Here is a 21,058-nt window from a genome sequence, read left to right on the forward strand (position 1 = left end):
CGCAGGTCGGACGATCACACGATGGTCGCCCTCCCCGACGCCGCCCGCACCCCGCCGAGCCCCGTCCCCCACACGTCGGCCAGCGTCACGGTCTGCAGCCCGCGCTCGGCGATCAGCTCCAGCAGCTCGTCGTACACCTGGGTGATGGTGGGCTGGTTGGCGTGGCCCACCACGACGGCCTGCGCGCTGAACCACCGGTCGGCGGCATCCAGCAGCTCGGCGGGTGTGAGCAGCCGGTTGTCCTCCAGCGTGCTGTTCCACATGACGACGGTCGGGTGCCCGAGCTCGGCGCTGATCCGCTGGACCCGCTCGTCGTGCGCGCCGAACGGCGGCCGCAGGAACGGGGTGCGGATGCCGAAGGCGCTCTCGATCCAGTCCCGGTTGCGGCCGATCTCCTCGGCCACCTGGTCGTCGGAGAGCGTGGTCAGGTCGAGGTGCGACCAGGTGTGGTTGCCCATGGCGACCTGCCCCGAGTCGATCAGCGGCTGCAGCACGTCCCCGTTCTCCTCCCAGGAGGAGTAGCGGCCGTTGGGGAAGAACGTCAGCCGGACGCCGCTGTCCCGGGCGAACCCGCACAGCGACCCGACGACCTCCGAGCTGGTGCCGTCGTCGATGGTCAGCGCGAGCGACGTGCCGTCACCCGGCAGCTGGTCGACGACGCCGGTGGGCGCGGGCAGCACGGCGGGCAGCGCTGCCGGCGCGACCGGCTCGGCGGCCGCGGCGGTGCTCACCGGCGCCCGCGTGGGGTCGACCAGCCCGGCCGTGCCCTGGCCCACGGCCGTGCCCGCCAGCCCGGCGGCGAGGAAGAGGAGGAACCGACGACGCTCCATGCGGCGGACGCTAGGGAGCACCCCGGGCGCGCCCCGCGCAGCGACACGAGGGCTCCCGGGTGGCCGGTACCACCCGTGCCCCCCCGGTCACCAGCCGTGCTCGGCGGCTCGGGGTGCACGCCCCACCGGCCGCTCGTGGGCCGCCCGCGCCCGGCCGCCCCGGCGCTAGCGTCCCCCGCATGGACGTCGCATGGGACGACTCGCGGCGGGCGTTCGCCGACGCCGCGCAGTGGTTCGTCGGGACGACTGCCCTCGTCGGCGACCGGTGGTCCCGGCCCGCCCTGGGCGAGTGGGACGTCCGCGCCCTCGTGGGCCACACGAGCCGCTCGCTCCTGACGGTCGAGGCGTACCTCGCCCGTCCCGCCGCGACGGTCGAGGTCGCCTCGGCCGGCGACTACGTCCGGGCGACGCGGGCGGTGGCCGCCGATCCGGCCGTCGCGGCGCGCGGACGGGACGCCGGGGCCGCCCTGGGCAGCGATCCGGCGGCCGCCGTGGCGGAGATCGCCGCGCGCGTGCTGCCGCTCGTCGAGGCGCGGGACGGCACGGAGCTGCTGACGACGATCGCGGGCGGCATGCGGCTGGCGGACTACCTGCCCACGCGCACGTTCGAGCTGGCGGTCCACACGTCGGACCTCGCCACCGCGCTGGAGGCGCCGCTCGACGTCCCGGCCACGGCCGCGGCCCAGGCGCTGCGGCTGGTCGCCGACCTCGCCGTCTCCGACGGCCTCGCCGGCCCGCTCCTCCTCGCCCTCACCGGCCGGACGGGCCTCCCCGCGGGCTTCTCGGTGCTCTGACGCGGCCGGACGGTCAGCCGACCGGGACCAGCCCCGCCTCCTCGATGAGGCGGGCCTGCTCGCGGCACCACGGCGACCACGCGTCGCCGTCCTCGGACTCCTGGCGCTCGCGGAAGGTCGCCCAGTCCAGCAGCTCCCACTCGCCGACCTCGTCCGGGTCCGGCGCGGGGGTGCCGGCGAAGCCGCCGAGGTAGACCGGGCAGATCTCGTTCTCCACGACGCCACGGAACTCCGCGCGGTAGCGGTAGCCGGGCAGCGCCGGGCGGAGCCGGTCGACCTGCAGGCCCAGCTCGAAGGCGGCGCGACGGGCGATCGCCGCCACGTCGTCCTCGCCCGGACCGGGGTGCCCGCAGACGGTGTTGGTCCACATGCCCGGGAAGGTCTGCTTCCCCTCGGCGCGGCGGGTGACCAGCAGCCGGCCGGCGTCGTCGAAGAGGTACGCCGAGAAGGCCCGGTGCAGCGGAGTCTCGCCGTGGTGCACCAGCGGCTTGGGCATCGTGCCGATCACCGTCCCGTCGTCGTCGAGCAGGACGATGAGCTCCTCGGGTGCCGTCACGGTGCTCATTGTCGTCCTACCGGACTCCCACCGCGGCCAGGAGCCGTGCCCGGCCCCCACCGAGCCCACCCGGAGGCCTCGTCGCGGAGGCCTCCGGCCCCCACTCCTCGACCCCACCGCGGCCAGGAGCCGTGCCCGGCCCCCACCGAGCCCACCCGGAGGCCTCGTCGCGGAGGCCTCCGGCCCCCACTCCTCGACCCCACCGCGGCCAGGAGCCGTGCCCGGCCCCCACCGTCCCGGGACCGAGTGGCGCGGGCGAGACCCTGCGGGCACGGTCTGCGGGTGGACAGCTTCACGCGCGACGGTCTGGTCTTCGACGTCCGGGACGGCGGCTCCGCGGACGGCGCCCCGGTCGTCCTGCTGCACGGCTTCCCGCAGGACGCCGCCGCCTTCACGGGCGTCGCCGACCAGCTGCACACCGCCGGCCTGCGCACCCTCGCCCCCGACCAGCGCGGCTACTCCCCCGGCGCCCGCCCCTCCGGGCGCGCGGCCTACCGGCTGCGGGAGCTGACCGCCGACGTCCTGGCGCTGCTCGACGCCGCTGAGCTCGGCAGCGCGCACGTCGTCGGGCACGACTGGGGCGGCTTCGTCGCGTGGGCGCTGGCGGCCTGGCACCCGGAGCGGGTCCGCACGCTGAGCGCGCTGTCGGTGCCGCACCCGGCGGCGATGGCCAGGGCCTTCGTCACCAGCGACCAGGCACTGCGCTCGTGGTACGTGGGGCTGTTCCAACTGCCGGTGCTGCCCGAGCGGCTGCTGCTGGCCGGGGACGCCGCGGCGCTGCGCCGGATGCTGCAGATCAGCGGCCTGCCGCCCGAGCCGTCCGCGCACTACGCGCGACGGATGCAGGAACCGGGTGCACTCACCGCGGCCCTGGCCTGGTACCGCGCGCTGCCCCTGGGCGCCCGTGACCCGGTGGGCACGGTCCGCGTGCCGACGCTGCACCTGTGGAGCACCCGCGACGCCGCCCTCGGCCGCACCGCGACCGAGCGGAGCCGGCGCTTCGTCGACGCCCCCTACCGGCTCGAGGTGCTCGAGGGCGTTCCCCACTTCATCCCCGAGCTGGCGCCCGGACGGGTCGCCGAGCTGGTCACCGAGCACGTCCGCGCCCACGGCTGACCGGGCGACCGCAGGCGGGGAGGAGCCGTCGCCGGGGTCCGCCCCAGGACCAGGCCCGCGACGGCCAGGACCAGTCCCGCGACGGGGCCGACGAGGAGCGCCGCGTCGAGCGCCCGGCCACCGGCCGACACCGCCGGGGCGTGGTGAGCCGCGCCCGAGGCCGCGGACAGCACCGGGTGTACCGCCAGCATGGCGGCCGAGACGACGGCCATCTGCGCCCATGCCCGTCGCCGGGGCAGCAGCGCCAGGTGCATGGCGCAGGGCAGACACCCCATCCCCATCGCCAGCAGGACGACGACGTGCACGGACGACGGCGTCGGACCCGAGGCGAGGGCCAGCACGTGGCACGCGGCCGAGGCCACGGCGACCAGGACCGCGCCCCACCGGAGAGCTCCCGTCACGGGCGTGCTGTTCGACTTTGGCACGACCTCTTCACGTATGGAGACGTCGGCTGTAACGTGGCTCACGCCGTCTTTCTACACCCGTAGAACCAAAACAGGGAGCCCCCATGGCCGCACTCGCCACGGCGTCGACAGCCACCCACCCCCTCGAGCAGCTGACCGCGGACGAGGTCTCCACCGTCCGCGAGGTGCTCGCGACGGCCGGCCTGGTCGTCGGGTCGACCCGCTTCGTCTACGTCGGCCTCGAGGAACCGGACAAGGCAGCGCTGTACGCCGACGTCGTCCCCGAGCGACGGGTGCGGGTGCTCCTGCACGACGTCGAGCGACCGAACGCCCACGACGTCGTCGTCTCCGTGACCGAGCGGGCGATCGTCTCCGACCGGGCGCTGGACGCCGCCACCGACGGACAGCTGCCGGTGCTCGACGAGGAGTTCGCCCTCGTGGAGGAGGTGCTGGCGACCGACGAGCGCTGGCTGGCCGCACTGGCCGCCCGCGGGCTCGACGTCGCCGACGTCCGGGTGGCGCCCCTGTCCGCCGGCGTCTTCGAGTACCCGGAGGAGGAGGGGCGGCGGATCCTGCGCGGCCTGGCCTTCCGCCAGGACCACCCGGACGACCACGCCTGGGCCCACCCGGTCGACGGGCTGGTCGCCTACGTCGACGTGATGACCAGGACCGTCGACCGGGTCATCGACCTCGGGCCCGTCCCGGTGCCCGAGGAGTCGGGCAACTTCCACGACCCGGCGGTCACCGGTCCCCTGCGCACCACCCAGAAGCCGATCGAGATCACCCAGCCCGAGGGCCCGAGCTTCACCCTCGACGGCAACCTGCTGACCTGGGAGGGCTGGCAGCTGCGGGTCGGGTTCGACGCCCGGGAGGGGCTGACCCTGCACCAGATCGGCTTCCACGACGGCGGACGGCTGCGGCCGGTCGTCCACCGGGCCTCGATCGCCGAGATGGTCGTCCCCTACGCCGACCCCTCCCCCGTCCGGTCGTGGCAGAACTACTTCGACACCGGCGAGTACCTGGTCGGCCGCTACGCCAACGCCCTCGAGCTGGGCTGCGACTGCCTCGGCGACATCACCTACATGGACGCCGTCATCGCCGACGAGCGCGGCAACCCCCAGGTCCTGCGCAACGCCATCTGCATGCACGAGGAGGACGTCGGCGTCCTCTGGAAGCACACCGACCTGTGGGCCGGCTCGTCGGAGACCCGGCGCCAGCGCCGGATGGTGATCAGCTTCTTCACCACGATCGGCAACTACGACTACGGCTTCTACTGGTACCTCTACCTCGACGGCACCATCGGGTTCGAGGTCAAGGCGACCGGGATCGTCTTCACCTCCGCCCACCCGGGCGACGGCTACCCCTACGCCTCCGAGATCGCCCCCGGCCTGGGCGCCCCGTTCCACCAGCACCTGTTCAGCGCCCGGCTGGACATGGCCGTCGACGGCCCGACCAACACCGTCGAGGAGCTGGACTTCGTCCGCGTCCCGATGGGGCCGGACAACCCGCGCGGCAACGCCTTCGCCCAGCGGCGGACGACGCTGCGCCGCGAGTCCGAGGCGCAGCGGATGGCCGACCAGTCGGTGGGCCGCGTCTGGCACATCAGCAACCCGAACAGCCGCAACCGCCTAGGCGACCCGGTCGCCTACGCGCTGCTGCCGGAGGGGCAGCCGACCCTGCTGGCCGACCCGGACAGCCCCATCCACCGCCGGGCCACCTTCGCCGCCAAGCACCTGTGGGTCACCCGCCACGACCCGGCGGAGCGCTACGCGGCCGGAGACTTCGTCAACCAGCACCCCGGCGGCGCCGGACTGCCCGAGTACGTCGCCGCCGACCGGGAGCTGGAGGCGAGCGACCTGGTGGTGTGGCACACCTTCGGACTCACCCACGTCCCCCGGCCCGAGGACTGGCCGGTCATGCCGGTCGACCACACCGGCTTCCGGCTCAAGCCGGTCGGCTTCTTCGACCGCAACCCCACCCTGGACGTCCCCCCGAACGCCAGCGCCCACTGCCGCTCCCGCGCGGCCGGCGGTGAACGCGACGCCGAGGACGGCTGCTGCCATGGCTGAGCACCGCGATCGGCAGACTGGGGGTACCGACGACCGACGGGAGCCCCGTGCCGAAGCTGGTGGACCGCGAGCGACGACGCCAGGAGATCCTGGAGGTGACCTGGCGCCTCATGGCCACGCGGGGAGCGGACGCCGCGACGATGCGGGAGATCGCCCGCGAGGCCGGCTACGCCAACGGTGCACTGGCCTACTACTTCGCCAACAAGGACGAGCTGGTCGAGGCGGCCTACGTGCACGTCTTCGAGCGGACCAACGACCGGATCCGGGCTGCTGTGGCCGGGGAACGAGGGGTCGCGGCGCTGCGCGCCTTCCTGGTGGAGGTCGTGCCGACCACCGAGGTGACCCGGCTGGAGGCGCGCATCGTGCTGCCCTTCTGGAACCGCACGGTGACCGACGAGCGGCTGGCCCGGCTCAACGACGCGGCCATGCAGCGGTGGCGCCGTGACATCCGGGAGCTGCTGCGCCAGGGACGCGAGGACGGCGACGTCACGGTGGCCACGGCGGACGACGTCCTGGCCGACCAGCTGCTCGCCCTCGCCCTGGGTCTCCAGGTGCTCGCCCTCCTGCCCGACTCGCCCACACCTGCGGCGACCCAGCTGGCGATGCTGGACGCGGCCCTCGCCGCGCTCAGTCCGCGCTGACGGGCCGCTCGGCGAGGGGGCGGAGGAGGGCGCGCAGGCACTCCAGCGCCGCGGGGGTCCTCGCCGGCTCCTCGAGGCACACCTGCTGGAAGACCAGTCCGTCCACGGCGGCGAACACCAGGTGCACGAGGGCGTCGTCGGCAACGATGCCCGCAGCCGCCAGCTCGGTCCGCAGCGCCTCGCGGTAGGTGGCGTAGACCTGCTCCACCTGCGGGCGGAGCTCCGGCCGGCGCCGCGCCTCCAGGATCAGCTCGTACTGGAACGCCTGGTCGTCAGGGTGCGCCCGGACCATCTCAGCCACCCCGGCGAACAGCGCGTCCAGGTCGCCGCTCCCCGGCTCGGAGCTGATCGAGCCCACGCTGTTGCCCAGCGAGAACTCCAGCGCCGCCTCCAGCAGGGCGTCCCGGGTGCCGAAGTGGTGCGCCACGAGTCCGTGCGCGACCCCGGCCTCCTGGGCCACCGACCGGTAGGTCAGGTGGCGCAGCCCCCGGGTGGCGACCACGTGGACGGCGGCGGCCAGCAGAGCGCGCCGCCCCTCCCCGTAGCCCGGTGCCGGGCGCGCGGCCACCGCGGCGGTATCGGTCCCCGTCATGCCCCCCCGATCCTCGATGGGCCGACGGTACGCACCGCCGGCGAGCCGGAGGCCGGCCCCTCCGGCCCCCCTCGCGCGACCCGATCGCCACGGCGCGACGCCCTGCGCGCGGGCCGCACGACTCCGAGAAGACCCGAACTGACCACTTGACCAGTTTTACCCGCATGTGCATCCTCTGTGTCGGCGCTCACAACTGTCCATCTGACCAGTTCTGGGTGCCGGGCACTCCGCACCACGTCGTCCCGATGGAGGACGACGCCCGTTCCCCGTCGCCGCGGTCCCCGACCACGGCGCCCGGATCCCGCCGCCTTCCTCCGGAGCGACCATGTCCCACCCGACCCAGACCGCCGCGCCTGCGCGTGAGCGGAACGACCACCGTCAGCTCAAGCGTGGCGCCATCGGCGTCGTCGGCATCCTGTTCTTCGTCCTGTCCGCCCAGGCGCCGCTGACCGGCATCGGCGGCGCCCTGCCACTGGCCGTGGCACTGGGCAACGGCGCGGGGGCGCCGGCCGCGTACCTGGTCGTCGGCCTGGTCATCGCGCTCTTCGCGGTGGGCTTCATCGCGATGAGCCGGCACGTCACCGCCGAGGGGGCCTTCTACGCCTACATCGGCCGCGGGCTGGGCCGGCGCCTCGGCACCGGGTCGGCGCTGCTGGCGCTGTGGTCCTACAACACGGTGCAGGCCTGCATGTACGGCCTGTACGGCGTGATCGTGTCCTCCCTCGCCGGCACGTACCTGGGCGTCGCCCCGCCGTGGTGGGCGTGCGCGCTGGCCACGATGGTCCTGGTCCAGGTGCTCGGATCGTTGAACATCGAGCTCGGCGCCCGCTTCCTCGGCCTGCTCGTCGCCGGGGAGATGGGGATCCTGCTCGCCTTCGCCCTGGTCACCCTGTTCAGCGGCGGCGGTCCGCAGGGGCTGGACCCCGGCGCCAGCTTCGCGCCGTCCGCGCTGCTGGCCGGCGCGCCCGGCATCGCGCTGACCTTCGGCATCGCGTCGATGTTCGGCTTCGAGTCGACCGCGATCTACTCGGCCGAGGCGAAGGACCCCGCCCGCACGGTCCCGCGGGCCACCTACCTGGCCGTCGCCACCATCGCGCTGTTCTTCGCCTTCGTCTCCTGGATGGTGGTCAGCTCCTACGGCGCCGACCAGGTCGTCGCCGCCGCCGGGAGCGCCCTGGAGTCCGGCGACAGCACCGTGCTGCTGTTCGCGGCCATCTCGGGGGCCCTGGGCCCGTGGGCGGCCGAGGTCGGCGGCGTCCTGCTGGCGACCTCGCTGCTGGCCGGGATCCTCGCCTTCCACAACGCCTCCAACCGGTACGTGCACTCGCTGGGCGAGGGCGGGGCGCTGCCGGCGACGGTCTCCCGGACCACCCGGCAGGGCGCGCCGTTCGTCGCCAGCGGGCTGCAGACGGTGCTCGCCCTGGTGCTGGTCATGCCGTTCGCGGTGCTCGGTCTGGACCCGGTGCTCACGCTGTTCGCCTGGTTCAGCGGCGTCGCCGTCCTCGGCCTCGTGGTCCTGTACTTCCTCACGTCGATCTCGGTGGTGGTCTTCTTCCGGCGCACCCGGCTGGACACCCGACCGTGGCAGACGCTCGTCGCACCGGTCCTCGCCGCGGTGCTGATCGCCGCGCTGGCCGCACTGGTGCTGACCAACTTCACCCTGCTGATCGGGGGCTCCCCGGGCACCGCGGTGCCGCTGGTCCTCTCCGTCCCCCTGGCGCTGCTCATCGGCGTCGCCCTGGAGTCGCTCCGCCGGCGCCCGGACGGCGAGGGGCTCACGGTCCCGCCTCCGCCGACCGCGGGTCTCGCGCCGACCACCCCCACCGTCTGACCACACCTGGAACAGCAAGGAGCGACATGTCCACCTCGCACGACACCGACGTCATCGTGGTCGGCGCCGGCTTCGCCGGGATCACCGCCGCCCGCGAGCTGCGCCGGCAGGGGCACCGGGTGCTGGTGCTGGAGGCCCGCGACCGCATCGGCGGGCGCACCTGGACCGACCAGCGGCTCGGCCGCGACCTGGAGATGGGCGGCACCTGGGTCCACTGGATCCAGCCCCACACCTGGGCCGAGCTGAGCCGCTACGGCATCGGCGTGACCCCCTCCCCTCCGCCGGTCACGGGCTACTGGCTCAGCGGCGGCACGGTGCGCAGCGGCACCGCCGACGACCTGCTCGGGCTGATCGACCGGGGCATGGCCGGCAGCACGGAGGAGTGCCTCACCCACTTCCCGCAGCCGTACCGACCGCTGCTCGCCGGCGACCGGCTCGCCGAGGTCGACGGCCTGACCATCCGGCAGAAGCTGGAGGAGCTGGACCTGACCCCCGAGGAGTTCGACGCCGTCGAGGGCATGTGGGCGACCAACTTCAGCGGCCGCACGGAGGACGGCGGCTACGCGCAGGGCCTGCGCTGGTGCGCCCTGGCCGGCGGCAGCTGGCAGCTGATGTTCGAGGCCTGCGCCACCTACAAGATCGTCGGTGGCACCCGCGGCCTGATCGAGGCGATCGCCGCCGACGCCGGGGTGGAGATCCGCACGGGCACCCGGGTCGCGTCGGTGACCCGGGACGACAGCGGGGCCGGCGTCACGCTGGCGGACGGTTCGACGCTGACGGCCGCGGCGGTGGTCGTGACCCTGCCGCTGAACGTGCTGGACTCGGTCTCCTTCGACCCGCCGCTGTCGGAGGGCAAGCGGCGGGCCGCCCACCGGGGTCAGGCGTCCCAGGGCGTCAAGGTGTGGGCCCGGCTGCGTGGTGAGCACGAGCCGTTCGTCGCCCTCGCGCCCGGCTCCGCGCCGCTGACGCTGTGCCAGGTCGAGCACGTCGCCGACGGCGAGACGCTCGTGGTCGCCTTCGGCTCGGTCAGCGAGCGGCTGGACGGCACCGACCCCGCCGCCGTCCAGGAGGCGCTGCGCACCTGGCTGCCCGACGCCGAGGTGCTGGAGGTCGCCAGCCACGACTGGGTCGCCGACGACCTCTCGGGCGAGACCTGGCCGATGCAGCGCGCCGGTCAGCTCACCGGATCGCTCGCCGAGCTGCAGCGGCCGGAGGGCCGCGTGTTCCTCGCCGGCTCGGACTACGCCGACGGCTGGGCCGGGTTCATCGACGGCGCCATCGAGAGCGGCATGCGCGCCGGCCGCGAGGTGCACGCGCTGCTGACCGCCCTCGAGGAGCTCCCGACGACCGGCACCAGCGCCCTCGTCCCGTCCTGATCCGCCGACCACCCAGAGAAGTGAGGACCCCGTGAAGCAGCACCTCGTCGAGTTCGTCCACGTCCGCGTCCACGAGGGCCAGGAGGAGGAGTTCCTGGCCAGCCGCCCCGGCGCCGTCGCCGCCGTCGCCGCCGCGATCCCCGGCTTCGTCGCGGCACCCGTCATCGCGAAGCGCGAGGACGGCACCTGGACCGACGTCTGGGTCTACGACAGCGTCGAGCAGGCCGAGGCGGCCAACGCCGAGGCCGCCGACATGCCCGAGTTCGGCCGGATGGCGGCCGTCAGCGAGGTCGTCTCGATCGACATGGCGTGGATGCCCGTCACCTGAGCTGCTCGGCGCCACCGGCGCCCGGCGTCCGGCGTACCCCTCGGACGCCCGGGCGCCGGCGCGTCCCGAGCCGGACGCACGGACCGCTCACCGCCCCCGCACCCGAGGCTCCGGAGCCCTTGTGCCGGCCCTCACAGACCCGTACCGTGAGACCCGTAAGCGAACAGCCCATTCGGCTATCGAACAGCTGGAGACCTCACCATGGCAGCCAAGCCCTTCGCCTCCTCCGCCGACCTGGGCGTCAAGGAGCAGACCCTCGAGGTGCTCGCCGACGGCGTGTACGCCCTGACCGCGGAGGGGGACCCGAACCTCGGTGCCATCGAGGGCGAGGACTTCCTCGTCTGCTTCGAGGCGCTGGCCACCCCGGTGGCGGCCCGCCGGTGGCTGGCCAAGCTGCGCGAGCACACCGACAAGCCGGTCCGCTACCTGGTCCTGTCCCACTACCACGCCGTCCGCGTGCTGGGCGCGAGCGCCTTCGACGCCGAGGTGATCGTCAGCTCCGAGCAGACCAAGCACCTCATCGAGGAGCGCGGCCAGCAGGACTGGGAGAGCGAGTACGGCCGGATGCCGCGGCTGTTCGAGGAGCCCGAGTCCATCCCCGGCCTGACCTGGCCCACCATGACCTTCCGCGACAAGCTGACCATCGAGCTCGGCGGCGACCGCGGCGAGCTGGTCCTGGAGTTCCTCGGCCGCGGCCACACCGAGGGCGACATCGTCGCCTGGCTGCCCAAGCAGGAGGTCCTCTTCGCCGGCGACCTCGTCGAGTCCCAGGCCGCGCTCTACACCGGCGACGCGTTCCACTTCGACTGGGCCGCCGGCACCCTCGACCGGGTCAAGGCCCTCGGGGCGCGGCAGCTGGTCGGTGGCCGCGGGAGGATCGCCCGCGGCCGCGACGAGGTCGACGCCGCCATCGAGCAGACCCGCGACTTCCTGCTCACCATGCAGCGCACCGTCGGCGAGGTGCACCGCGCCGGCGGCACCCTCAAGCAGGCCTTCGAGGCCACCCACACCGCGCTGGCCCCCAAGTACGGCCGGTGGCCCATCTTCGAGCACTGCCTGCCCTTCGACGTCTCCCGGCTGTGGGACGAGTTCTCCGGCACCGAGCGCCCCGTCATCTGGACCGCCGAGCGCGACCGCGCCGTGTGGGACCAGCTGCAGGGCTGACCCGACAGGAGCCCCTCCGATGACCACTCCCCTCCCCGGGCCGCCGGTGCTCGTCCTGGGCGCCGGCCCGGTCGGCCAGACCGCCGCCCTCCTGCTGGCCCGCTGGGGCCTGCCGGTCGTCGTCCTCGACGCCCGCCCCGAGCGCGACCCCGTCGGCAGCAAGGCGATCTGCCAGCAGCGCGACGTGCTCGACGTGTGGGACGCCGTCGGCGTCGGTGCCGAGATCGCCCGCCGCGGGGTCACCTGGACCACCGCGCGCACCTTCCACCGCGACGCCGAGCTGTTCAGCTTCACCTTCGCCGACCGCGGCCGCTCCCCCTTCCCGCCGTTCGTCAACGTGTCGCAGTGCGAGACCGAGGCCCTCCTCGACGAGCGGATCGCCGCCTCACCGCTGGTCGACGTGCGCTGGTCGCACCGGGTCACCGGGATCGACCAGGACGACGACGGGGTCACCGTCACCTGCGAGACCCCGGACGGCGAGGTGCAGGTGCGCGGCTCGCACGCCGTGGCCTGCCCCGGCCCCCGCAGCGACGCCCTCCGGTCGATGCTGGGGCTGACCTTCCCCGGCGAGTCGTTCGAGGACTACTTCCTCATCTGCGACATCCGCACCGACCTGCCCGGGTGGGAGACCGAGCGGCGCTTCTACTTCGACCCGGAGTGGAACCCCGGCCGCCAGGTGCTCATCCACCCCTGCCCGGACTCCACCTTCCGCATCGACTGGCAGGTGCCGCCGCACTTCGACCTCGCCGCCGAGGAGGCCGCAGGTTCGCTGGACCGGCGGATCCGCCAGGTGATCGGCGACCGCCCCTACGAGATCGTGTGGAAGTCGGTCTACCGCTTCCACTCCCGGCTCGTGGACCGGATGCGGGTCGGGAGGGTCCTGGTCGCCGGCGACGCGGCGCACCTGGTCAGCCCCTTCGGCGCCCGCGGCCTGAACTCCGGCGTCCTCGACGCCGAGAACGCCGCGTGGAAGATCGCCTTCGTCCGGCGCGGCTGGGCACCCGAGGAGCTGCTGGAGAGCTACCACGCCGAGCGGCACGCCGCGGCGCAGGAGAACATCGACGTCACCACCGCGACCATGCGCTTCCTCGTGCCGCGCAGCGAGGAGGAGGCCCGCCACCGGCTCGACGTCCTGGAGCGGGCGGCCACCGACCCGGCCGCCCGGGCCCAGGTCGACTCGGGCCGGCTGGCCGAGCCGTTCTGGTACGTCGACTCCCCGCTGACCACCCCCGACCCGACGCGCCCGTTCCCGGGCCGCCCGGCGCGCGGCGACGTCCCGGTGCCCGCCCCGGGCGTGCTGGTGCCGGACTGCCCGGTGACCGTGCCCGGCCGGCCCGAGGTCGTCCGGCTGCGCCAGCTCGCCCGCGAGGGCGTCACCGTCCTGCTCGGGGACGACGCCCCGACGCCCGACCTGCCCGGCCTCGGCGACCTGCCGGTGTCGGTCCACCGCATGCGCGACCTGGACCCCAGCGGCCTGCTCCGCGAGGCCCTGGGCGCGCGTCCCGACGAGGTCTGGGTGCTGCGCCCGGACGCCCACGTCGCCGCCGTCCTGACCCGCTCCGCCGACGTCGCCCCCGCGGTGGCCCGGCTCCTCACCCGTCCCGTCCCCACCCCCGTCCCGGCCTGACCCCTTCCTGCGGAGGCACATCCCATGGCGTTCTACCGGCAGGTGGGCGAGGTCCCGCCCAAGCGGCACACCCAGTTCCGCCGTCCCGACGGCGGCCTGTACTTCGAGGAGCTGGTCGGCGAGGAGGGCTTCTCCTCGGACTCGTCCCTGCTCTACCACCGCGGCGTCCCGTCGGCGATCGTCGACGCCCGGCCGTGGGAGCTGCCCGACCAGAGCCTGACCCCGAACGCGCCGCTGGTGCCCCGGCACCTGAAGCTGCACGACCTCTTCCCGGGTGAGGAGCACAAGGCCGTCGACGCGGTGACCGGCCGCCGGCTGGTGCTGGGCAACGGCGACGTGCGCATCTCCTACGCCGTCTCCTCGCTGCCGAGCCCGTACTACCGCAACGCCACCGGCGACGAGTGCGTCTACGTCGAGCGCGGCAGCGCCACGGTGGAGACCGTCTTCGGCGCGCTGCCGGTCGGGCAGGGCGACTACGTGGTGATCCCGCGGACCACCACGCACCGCTGGATCCCGACCGGGGACGAGCCACTGCGCACCTACGCGATCGAGGCGAACTCGCACATCGCCCCGCCCAAGCGCTACCTGTCGAGGTACGGGCAGTTCCTGGAGCACGCGCCGTACTGCGAGCGGGACCTGCGCGGGCCGGCCGAGCCGCTGCTGGCCGAGGGCACCGACGTCGAGGTCTACGTCAAGCACCGCGGCAACGGCCCCGGCGGGCTGGCCGGCACCGTCCACGTCGTCCCGGAGCACCCGTTCGACGTGGTCGGCTGGGACGGGCACCTCTACCCCTACGCCTTCAACATCGCCGACTACGAGCCGATCACCGGCCGGGTGCACCAGCCGCCGCCCGTCCACCAGGTCTTCGAGGGCCACAACTTCGTGATCTGCAACTTCGTGCCGCGGAAGGTCGACTACCACCCGCTGGCGGTGCCGGTGCCCTATTACCACTCCAACGTCGACAGCGACGAGATCATGTTCTACGTCGACGGCGACTACGAGGCCCGCAAGGGCTCGGGCATCGGCAAGGGCTCGATCTCGGTGCACCCCGGCGGGCACAGCCACGGCCCGCAGCCCGGTGCCGTGGAGCGCTCCCTCGGCGTGGAGTACTTCGACGAGCTCGCCGTCATGGTCGACACCTTCCGGCCGCTCGACCTCGGCGAGGCGGGCCTCGCCGTCGACGACGGGAAGTACGCCTGGACCTGGTCGGGGCGGGGGCCGTCGGCGTGACGGCGCTGCCCACCGCGTCGTCCAGCGCACTGTTCGCCGGGCTGTTCGACGACGCGGCGCTGTTCCCGCCCGGGGACGCGCCGATGGCCGCCGCCGTCCCGGCGCACCGGGAGCTGCGGGCGCGGCTGGGCGAACTGGTCGGGCCGTTCGTCGTCCCGGCCGCCCGCCTCGGCGAGCTGGGAGAGCACCTCGGGGACACCTCGGGGGACGATGCAGCGCCGTTCGGGATCTCGCTGATCGCGGCGGCCGGCGACCTGCCGGCCGCCGCGGCCCGGGTGGACGCCGACCCGCGGCTGCGGCTGTCCGCCGTCGAGGTGCCGGTCGTGGCCGACGCCGCGGCCGCCCGGGACGTGGTCCGCGTCCTGGACGACGTCTGGCCCGCCGGTGTGCCGGCGGCGGTCGAGCTGCCCCGCAGCCCCGCCCGGGACGAGGTGCTCGACGTCCTCGCCGGCACCCGCCACCGCGCCAAGCTGCGCACCGGCGGGCTGCGCGCCGCGCTGTTCCCCTCCCCGGAGGAGCTCGCCGCGACGCTGGCCGCCTGCGTCACGCGCGGGGTGGCACTCAAGTGCACCGCCGGCCTGCACTCCGCCGTGCGGCACACCGACCCGGCCACCGGGTTCACGCACCACGGGTTCCTCAACGTGCTCGTGGCCGCCGCCGCGCTCACCGCCGGTGCGCCCACCGGCACCGCCGTCGAGCACCTCCGGGACACCGACGCCGCGCACGTCGTCGCGGCGCTGCACACCTGGACCCCCGAGCGCGCCGCCCGGGCCCGGGCGGCCTTCACCTCCTTCGGCACCTGCAGCGTCCTCGAGCCGGTCGACGACCTCGTCACCCTCGGCCTGCTGCCCTCCCCGGATCGGATCTCAGCGTGACCTCCACCTGGCTGGACCTCCCCGCCGGCACCGGCTTCGGTCCGGACAACCTGCCCTACGGCGTCTTCTCGACCGAGCCCGACGGCCCCCGACGGGTCGGCGTCGCCATCGGCGGGCACGTCCTCGACGTCTCGCGGCTGGACCTCCCGGCCGCAGACGCGCTGGCCACCGGCTCGCTCAACGCGCTGATGTCCCGTGGGCGGACGACGTGGGACGCCCTGCGTGCCCGGCTGCAGGAGCTGCTGGCCGACCCGGCGCACCGCGCCGCCGTCGAGCCGCACCTGCTGCCGCGCGAGGCCGTGACGCTGCACCTGCCGGTCGAGGTCGCCGACTACGTCGACTTCTACAGCTCCCAGCACCACGCGGAGAACCTCGGGCGGATGTTCCGCCCGGACTCGGAGCCGCTGACGCCGAACTGGAAGCACCTGCCGATCGGCTACCACGGCCGCGCCGGCACGGTGCAGGTCTCCGGGACGCCTGTGGTCCGGCCGAGCGGGCAGCGCAAGGCGCCGACCGACGACGCGCCCACCTTCGGCCCCTCCCAGCGGCTGGACATCGAGGCCGAGGTCGGCTTCGTCGTCGGCACGCCCTCCGAGCTCGGCCGCCCGGTGCCGCTGTCGGCGTTCCCGGACCACGTCTTCGGGGTGTGCCTGGTCAACGACTGGTCGGCCCGGGACCTGCAGGCCTGGGAGTACGTGCCCCTGGGCCCCTTCCTCGGCAAGTCCTTCCTCACCTCGGTGTCGCCCTGGGTCGTGCCGCTGGCGGCGCTCGAGGCCGCGCGCGTGGCGCCGCCGGCCCGGCAGCCGCAGCCGCTGCCCTACCTCGACGACACCGGCGAGCCCTGGGGCCTGGACCTCACGCTGGAGGTGCGGCTCAACGGCGAGCTCGTCAGCTGCCCGCCCTTCGGCTCGCTGTACTGGACCCCGGCCCAGCAGCTGGCGCACATGACCGTCAACGGCGCCAGTCTGCGCACCGGCGACCTCTACGCCTCGGGGACCGTCTCCGGCCCGCAGCGCGACCAGCGCGGCTCGTTCATCGAGCTGTCCTGGGGCGGCACGGAACCCCTGGCGCTGTCGGACGGGTCGACGCGCACGTTCCTCGAGGACGGCGACGTCGTGACGATCACCGCCACCGCACCCGGGCCGGACGGGACGCGCATCGCCTTCGGCGAGGTCACCGGCCGGGTCGAGCCGACCCCGTGAGCGCGCCCTCCACGACCGCCGTCCCGAACGGCACCGCCCCATCGACCACCTCCGAAGCCCACGAAGGACCCCGATGACCACCCCCACCGTGACCGAGCCCGTGACCCCCACGCCGGGGACGCCCACGTACGAGAGCCTGCTGGCCGCCGTCACCGACCCCGACGGCCGCGAGGTCCTCGACCCGGCCACGGGCGAGGTCGTGGGCCGGGTCGCGGACCGGTCCGCCGAGGACCTCGACCGCGCCGTCGCGAGCGCCCGCGCCGCGCAGCGCGCCTGGGCCGCCCGCAGCGACGCCGACCGCGTCGACCTGCTGCTGCGGGCGGCGGACGCGGTCGAGGCGGCGGCCGAGCCCCTCGCCGAGCTGCTCTCCCGCGAGCAGGGCAAGCCGCTCAACGGCCCCAACGCCCGCTTCGAGGTCGGCGCCTGCGCGGCCTGGCTGCGCGCCACCGCCGCCACCGAGCTCCCAGGCGGCACCGTGCTCGACGACGGCGAGACCCATGCGGAGCTGCACTACCGGCCGGTCGGCGTGGTGGGCGCGATCGGGCCGTGGAACTGGCCGATGATGATCACCGTCTGGCAGGTCGCCCCCGCCCTGCGCATGGGCAACACCGTGGTGGTCAAGCCCTCGGAGCACACCCCGCTGAGCGTGCTGGCGCTGGTCGAGGTCCTGAACGGCGTGCTGCCGGACGACGTGCTCACCGCGGTGGCCGGCGGCCGGGAGGTGGGCGCGCGGCTGTCCGGCCACCCGGACGTCGACAAGCTCATGTTCACCGGCTCGACCGCGACCGGGCAGGCCATCATCCGCAGCTCGGCCGACACCGTGAAGCGGCTGACCCTCGAGCTCGGCGGCAACGACGCCGGCATCGTGCTGCCCGACGTCGACCCCCGCGCCATCGCCGAGGGCCTGTTCTGGGGCGCGTTCATCAACACCGGCCAGACGTGCGCGGCGCTCAAGCGCCTGTACGTCCACAGCGACGTGTACGACGAGGTCTGCGCGGCGCTGGCCGACGTCGCGCGCGCCGTGCCCATGGGCCGCGGGCTCGACGAGCAGAACCTGCTCGGCCCGCTGCAGAACCGCGCGCAGTACGAGATCGTCGCCCGCCTGGTCGACGCCGCGCGCGACTCCGGCGCGAAGGTCCTGGTCGGGGGCGACCCCGACCCCGACGCCCCCGGGTACTTCTACCCGGCCACGCTCGTGGCCGACGTGGACGACGACAACCCGCTCGTGGCCGAGGAGCAGTTCGGCCCGGCGCTGCCCATCGTGCGCTACGAGGACGTCGACCAGGCGGTGGCGATGGCCAACCGGCTCGACGTCGGCCTCGGCGCCTCGGTCTGGAGCAGCGACCGGGAGGCGGCGCGCGCCGTCGCCGCCCGGCTCGACGCCGGCACCGTGTGGATCAACTCCCACGGCGGGGTGCACCCGATGATCCCCTTCGGCGGGGTCAAGAGGTCCGGGTACGGCCTGGAGTTCGGCGTCGAGGGCCTGAAGGCGGTAGCCGTGCCGCAGGTGGTCAACGGCTGAGCACCTGCGGCACCGCCCGGACAGGGCGCCGGGCGGTGCCGCCGCCTTGTCCCGTCCCCCGGCCGGCCCGGCGCCCGCTGACGGCGACCGTAGGGTGGGAGGGCACGGTGCACCGAGAGGACGGCGATGGTCGAAGGCAACGGCGGGGGCACGCCCCAGTCGCAGACGCTGGACCGGGGCCTGCGCATCCTCGAGCACCTGGCCGCCGTCGGCAGCCCGCAGCCGATCGCCGAGATCGGCTCGGCGCTGGGGCTGCACCGGTCGATCACCTACCGCCTGCTGCGCACGCTGGAGGACCACCAGCTCGTCGAGCGGGACCCGGCCGGTCACTACCGGCTCGGTCTGGGGATGCTCGGCCTCGCCCGGGGCGTGCGGACCGATCTGCAGTCCGCCGCGCTGCCCCGGCTCGACGCCCTGGTCGCGGAGCTGCGCATGACGGCGTTCCTGGTCGTCCGGGCCGGTGACGAGGCGGTCACCGTCTCGAGCGTCGAACCGCACGACTCCCCCGCGCACGTGGTGTACCGGCCCGGCATCCGGCACCCGGTGGGCCGGGGCGCACCCGGCCTCGCCCTGCTCATGCCCGAGGCCGCCTCGCCCGACGACCGCGAGGCGCTCCGCGAGGCCCGCCGGGTCGGGTGGGCCAGCTCGCACGGCGAGGTCATCCCCGGGGTCCGGTCGATCGCCGCACCCGTGCTCGGGCCCGACGGGGGTGCCCGCGCCGCGCTGGCGGTCGTCTTCGTCGACGAGGGCGCGGACACCGAGCGGATCGGCCGGGCCGTCGTCCGCTCCGCGCAGCAGGTCGGCGCCGCGCTGCGCTGACACGCCGGCCTGGTGCCCGGCTGGAACGGCCGCCCTCAAGGTCCCGCGCCGAGCCTGCGAGGAGGGCGGTCCTTCCTCAGAAGTTGCCGCGCCGCTCCTGCTCCCGCTCGATCGCCTCGAACAGCGCCTTGAAGTTGCCCTTCCCGAAGCCGAGCGAGCCGTGTCGCTCGATCAGCTCGAAGAAGACCGTGGGCCGGTCGCCGATCGGCCGGGTGAAGATCTGCAGCAGGTAGCCGTCCTCGTCCCGGTCGACCAGGATGCCGCGCCGCTGCAACTCCTCGACCGGTACCCGCACGGTGCCGATGCGGGCCCGCAGCTCGGGGTCCTCGTAGTAGGAGTCCGGGGTGGGGAGGAACTCGATCCCCTCGGCGGTCATCGCGTCGACGGTCGCGAGGACGTCGTTGGTCGCCAGCGCCACGTGCTGGGCGCCGGGGCCGCCGTAGAACTCGAGGTACTCGTCGATCTGCGACTTCTTCCTGCCCAGGGCGGGCTCGTTCAACGGGAACTTGACCCGGTGGTTGCCGTTGCTGACGACCTTGCTCATCAGCGCCGAGTAGTCGGTGGCGATGTCCTCGCCGACGAACTCGGCCATGTTGGTGAAGCCCATGACCCGGTTGTAGAAGTCGACCCAGCGGTCCATGGCGCCGAGCTCGACGTTGCCCACCACGTGGTCGACCGCCTGGAACAGCCGCTCCGGCCGGCCGGGTCGCGGCTGGTGGGACGAGGTCCGGGCCACGAACCCCGGCAGGTACGGGCCGGTGTACCGGGAGCGGTCGACCAGCGTGTGCCGGGTGTCGCCGTAGGTGGCTATGGCGGCCAGACGGACGGTGCCGTGCTCGTCGCCGAGGTCGTGCGGTTCCTCGAGGACCGTCGCGCCCTGCGCCCGCGCGTGCGCGATGCACCGGTCGACGTCGGGCACCGCGAGCGCGATGTCGCGGATGCCGTCGCCGTGCCGGCGGTGGTGGTCGGCCAGCGGGCTGGCCGGGTCGTAGGCGCCGGTGACGACGAAGCGGGCCGCACCCGACCGCAGCACGTAGGCGAGGTGGTCGCGGTTGCCGGTCTCCGGACCGGAGTAGGCGACCAGCTCCATGCCGAGGGCCGACTGGTAGAAGTGCGCGGCCTGCGTGGCATTGCCGACCACCCACACCAGCGCGTCCCAGCCGGAGACGGGGAACGGGTCGCCGGAGGCGTCGTACTCGACGAGCCCGACCAGCTGCCGGAGCTGGTCGAGGTCGAGCTGCGCGAGGCGCTCGTCGTCGTTGAGGGTCTGCTCGAGGCTCATGCCGGGCTCCTCCTCCGGACGTCCGTCGGTGTCGCCTGCACCACACACCGCGGGTCGGTACTGCGCAACCAGGACCGGCACCCCTGCCCGCGCTGTCCACCCGGGCCAGCGGAACCGGTCCTAAGCTGCGCAGACTGCACAGCTCAGGATGCCGGGAGGCGGGCAGGATGACCGACGGCCGGGGACTCGACGCGCTCGACGTGGCGCTGCTGAGCGCGCTGCAGGACTCCCCTCGGGCAGGGGACCTGGAGCTGTCCCGGCTCACCGGGGTCGCCCGCGGCACCGTGACGGCTCGGCTGCGGCGGCTGGAGGAGACGGGCGTGGTCCGCGGCTACGGGCCCGACGTCGACGTGCGCGCGGCGGGCTTCGGCGTGCAGGCCTTCGTGACGCTGGAGATCGCCCAGGGAGCGATCGACGCCGTCCGGCGCGACCTCGAGGAGATCCCCGGCGTCCTCGAGGCGCACTCCACGACCGGCCGTGGCGACGTGCTGTGCCGGGTCGCCGCCGTCTCGCACGAGGCCCTGCAGCAGGTCCTCGTCGACCTGGACCGGTCCTCGGCGGTCGTGCGCTCGACCAGCATCGTGGCGCTCTCCGAGCTCGTCCGGTGGCGGACCCGGCCGCTGCTGGAGTCCGGCGCCGCACCGGGTGCCGGCCGCTCCGGCATGCGGCGGACGGCGGTCCCCCGGCACGGCAGCGATCCCACGGGTTCCGGAGACGACGACAGGCCCCGACCGTGACCTGCGGTCGGGACCCACGTGGCGGCGTCGCGCGCCCGCACTCCTGGGGCGGGGCTTGCACCG

Annotated in this window: 19 protein-coding genes; 15 read left to right on the forward strand and 4 right to left on the reverse strand. The window is 74.4% G+C overall.

Features of this window, described 5'->3' with window-relative positions:
* Window positions 1-14: 14 nt before the first annotated feature.
* Window positions 15-830 carry a polysaccharide deacetylase family protein gene (locus tag ACI79G_RS07250; RefSeq protein WP_456880462.1) on the reverse strand — a complete coding sequence of 272 codons (816 nt, stop codon included), beginning with the start codon at window positions 828-830 and terminating at the stop codon, window positions 15-17.
* 179 nt (window positions 831-1,009) lie between these two features.
* On the opposite strand from ACI79G_RS07250, the gene ACI79G_RS07255 reads away from it, so the two are divergent.
* Window positions 1,010-1,624, forward strand: a complete 615-nt coding sequence (locus ACI79G_RS07255; protein ID WP_456880463.1) for a maleylpyruvate isomerase N-terminal domain-containing protein — start codon at window positions 1,010-1,012, stop codon at window positions 1,622-1,624.
* 13 nt (window positions 1,625-1,637) lie between these two features.
* On the opposite strand, the gene idi is transcribed toward ACI79G_RS07255, so the two are convergent.
* Window positions 1,638-2,180 (reverse strand): isopentenyl-diphosphate Delta-isomerase, encoded by a 543-nt coding sequence (gene idi / locus ACI79G_RS07260; RefSeq protein WP_456880464.1) that lies wholly within the window; start codon window positions 2,178-2,180, stop codon window positions 1,638-1,640.
* Between the two features lie 282 nt (window positions 2,181-2,462).
* Here idi and ACI79G_RS07265 point away from each other — a divergent pair, with 282 nt between their 5' ends.
* The 3 genes from ACI79G_RS07265 to ACI79G_RS07275 all read left to right on the forward strand — a co-directional run bounded on the left by ACI79G_RS07265 (window position 2,463) and on the right by ACI79G_RS07275 (window position 6,410).
* Window positions 2,463-3,296 carry an alpha/beta fold hydrolase gene (locus tag ACI79G_RS07265; protein WP_456880465.1) on the forward strand — a complete coding sequence of 278 codons (834 nt, stop codon included), beginning with the start codon at window positions 2,463-2,465 and terminating at the stop codon, window positions 3,294-3,296.
* A 508-nt stretch (window positions 3,297-3,804) separates the two neighbouring features.
* Window positions 3,805-5,769: a primary-amine oxidase gene (locus ACI79G_RS07270; protein WP_456880466.1), complete on the forward strand. Its 1,965-nt coding sequence runs from the start codon at window positions 3,805-3,807 to the stop codon at window positions 5,767-5,769.
* Window positions 5,770-5,816: 47 nt separating this feature from the next.
* A complete protein-coding gene (locus tag ACI79G_RS07275; protein ID WP_456880467.1) occupies window positions 5,817-6,410 on the forward strand; it encodes a TetR/AcrR family transcriptional regulator in 594 nt (197 codons plus the stop codon).
* Here ACI79G_RS07275 and ACI79G_RS07280 read toward each other — a convergent pair.
* Window positions 6,397-7,002: a TetR/AcrR family transcriptional regulator gene (locus ACI79G_RS07280; protein WP_456880468.1), complete on the reverse strand. Its 606-nt coding sequence runs from the start codon at window positions 7,000-7,002 to the stop codon at window positions 6,397-6,399. The genes ACI79G_RS07275 and ACI79G_RS07280 overlap by 14 nt on opposite strands.
* 325 nt (window positions 7,003-7,327) lie before the next feature.
* Here ACI79G_RS07280 and ACI79G_RS07285 point away from each other — a divergent pair, with 325 nt between their 5' ends.
* From ACI79G_RS07285 to ACI79G_RS07330, 10 genes are all read left to right on the forward strand, one after another.
* Window positions 7,328-8,833, forward strand: a complete 1,506-nt coding sequence (locus tag ACI79G_RS07285) for an APC family permease (protein WP_456880469.1) — start codon at window positions 7,328-7,330, stop codon at window positions 8,831-8,833.
* Window positions 8,834-8,859: 26 nt separating this feature from the next.
* Window positions 8,860-10,209 carry a flavin monoamine oxidase family protein gene (locus ACI79G_RS07290; RefSeq protein ID WP_456880470.1) on the forward strand — a complete coding sequence of 450 codons (1,350 nt, stop codon included), beginning with the start codon at window positions 8,860-8,862 and terminating at the stop codon, window positions 10,207-10,209.
* Between the two features lie 31 nt (window positions 10,210-10,240).
* Window positions 10,241-10,537, forward strand: coding sequence for a hypothetical protein (locus ACI79G_RS07295; RefSeq protein WP_456880471.1), 297 nt, complete (start codon window positions 10,241-10,243; stop codon window positions 10,535-10,537).
* 201 nt (window positions 10,538-10,738) lie between these two features.
* Window positions 10,739-11,701, forward strand: a complete 963-nt coding sequence (locus tag ACI79G_RS07300) for an MBL fold metallo-hydrolase (protein ID WP_456880472.1) — start codon at window positions 10,739-10,741, stop codon at window positions 11,699-11,701.
* A 19-nt stretch (window positions 11,702-11,720) separates the two neighbouring features.
* On the forward strand, window positions 11,721-13,328 hold the full coding sequence (locus ACI79G_RS07305) for an FAD-dependent monooxygenase (protein ID WP_456880473.1): 1,608 nt from the start codon (window positions 11,721-11,723) through the stop codon (window positions 13,326-13,328).
* 24 nt (window positions 13,329-13,352) lie between these two features.
* Window positions 13,353-14,558 (forward strand): cupin domain-containing protein, encoded by a 1,206-nt coding sequence (locus tag ACI79G_RS07310; protein ID WP_456880474.1) that lies wholly within the window; start codon window positions 13,353-13,355, stop codon window positions 14,556-14,558.
* Window positions 14,555-15,433, forward strand: coding sequence for a hypothetical protein (locus tag ACI79G_RS07315; RefSeq protein WP_456880475.1), 879 nt, complete (start codon window positions 14,555-14,557; stop codon window positions 15,431-15,433). The genes ACI79G_RS07310 and ACI79G_RS07315 overlap by 4 nt, the downstream gene beginning before the upstream one ends.
* Complete coding sequence (fahA, locus tag ACI79G_RS07320) at window positions 15,430-16,635, forward strand: fumarylacetoacetase (protein WP_456880476.1); 1,206 nt, start codon at window positions 15,430-15,432, stop codon at window positions 16,633-16,635. Before ACI79G_RS07315 ends, fahA begins: the two co-directional genes overlap by 4 nt.
* A gap of 73 nt (window positions 16,636-16,708) precedes the next feature.
* Window positions 16,709-18,157 carry an aldehyde dehydrogenase family protein gene (locus tag ACI79G_RS07325; RefSeq protein WP_456880477.1) on the forward strand — a complete coding sequence of 483 codons (1,449 nt, stop codon included), beginning with the start codon at window positions 16,709-16,711 and terminating at the stop codon, window positions 18,155-18,157.
* A gap of 126 nt (window positions 18,158-18,283) precedes the next feature.
* Complete coding sequence (locus ACI79G_RS07330) at window positions 18,284-18,976, forward strand: IclR family transcriptional regulator (RefSeq protein ID WP_456880478.1); 693 nt, start codon at window positions 18,284-18,286, stop codon at window positions 18,974-18,976.
* Between the two features lie 76 nt (window positions 18,977-19,052).
* Here the strand turns inward: ACI79G_RS07330 and hppD are convergent, their stop codons facing one another.
* The gene (gene hppD, locus ACI79G_RS07335; protein ID WP_456880479.1) at window positions 19,053-20,258 is read right to left on the reverse strand and encodes a 4-hydroxyphenylpyruvate dioxygenase; all 1,206 of its coding nucleotides are present in this window, start codon (window positions 20,256-20,258) and stop codon (window positions 19,053-19,055) included.
* 167 nt (window positions 20,259-20,425) lie between these two features.
* Here hppD and ACI79G_RS07340 point away from each other — a divergent pair, with 167 nt between their 5' ends.
* Window positions 20,426-20,995, forward strand: a complete 570-nt coding sequence (locus tag ACI79G_RS07340; protein ID WP_456880480.1) for an Lrp/AsnC family transcriptional regulator — start codon at window positions 20,426-20,428, stop codon at window positions 20,993-20,995.
* Window positions 20,996-21,058: the final 63 nt, after the last annotated feature.

Source organism: Geodermatophilus sp. SYSU D00779 (assembly GCF_054050595.1).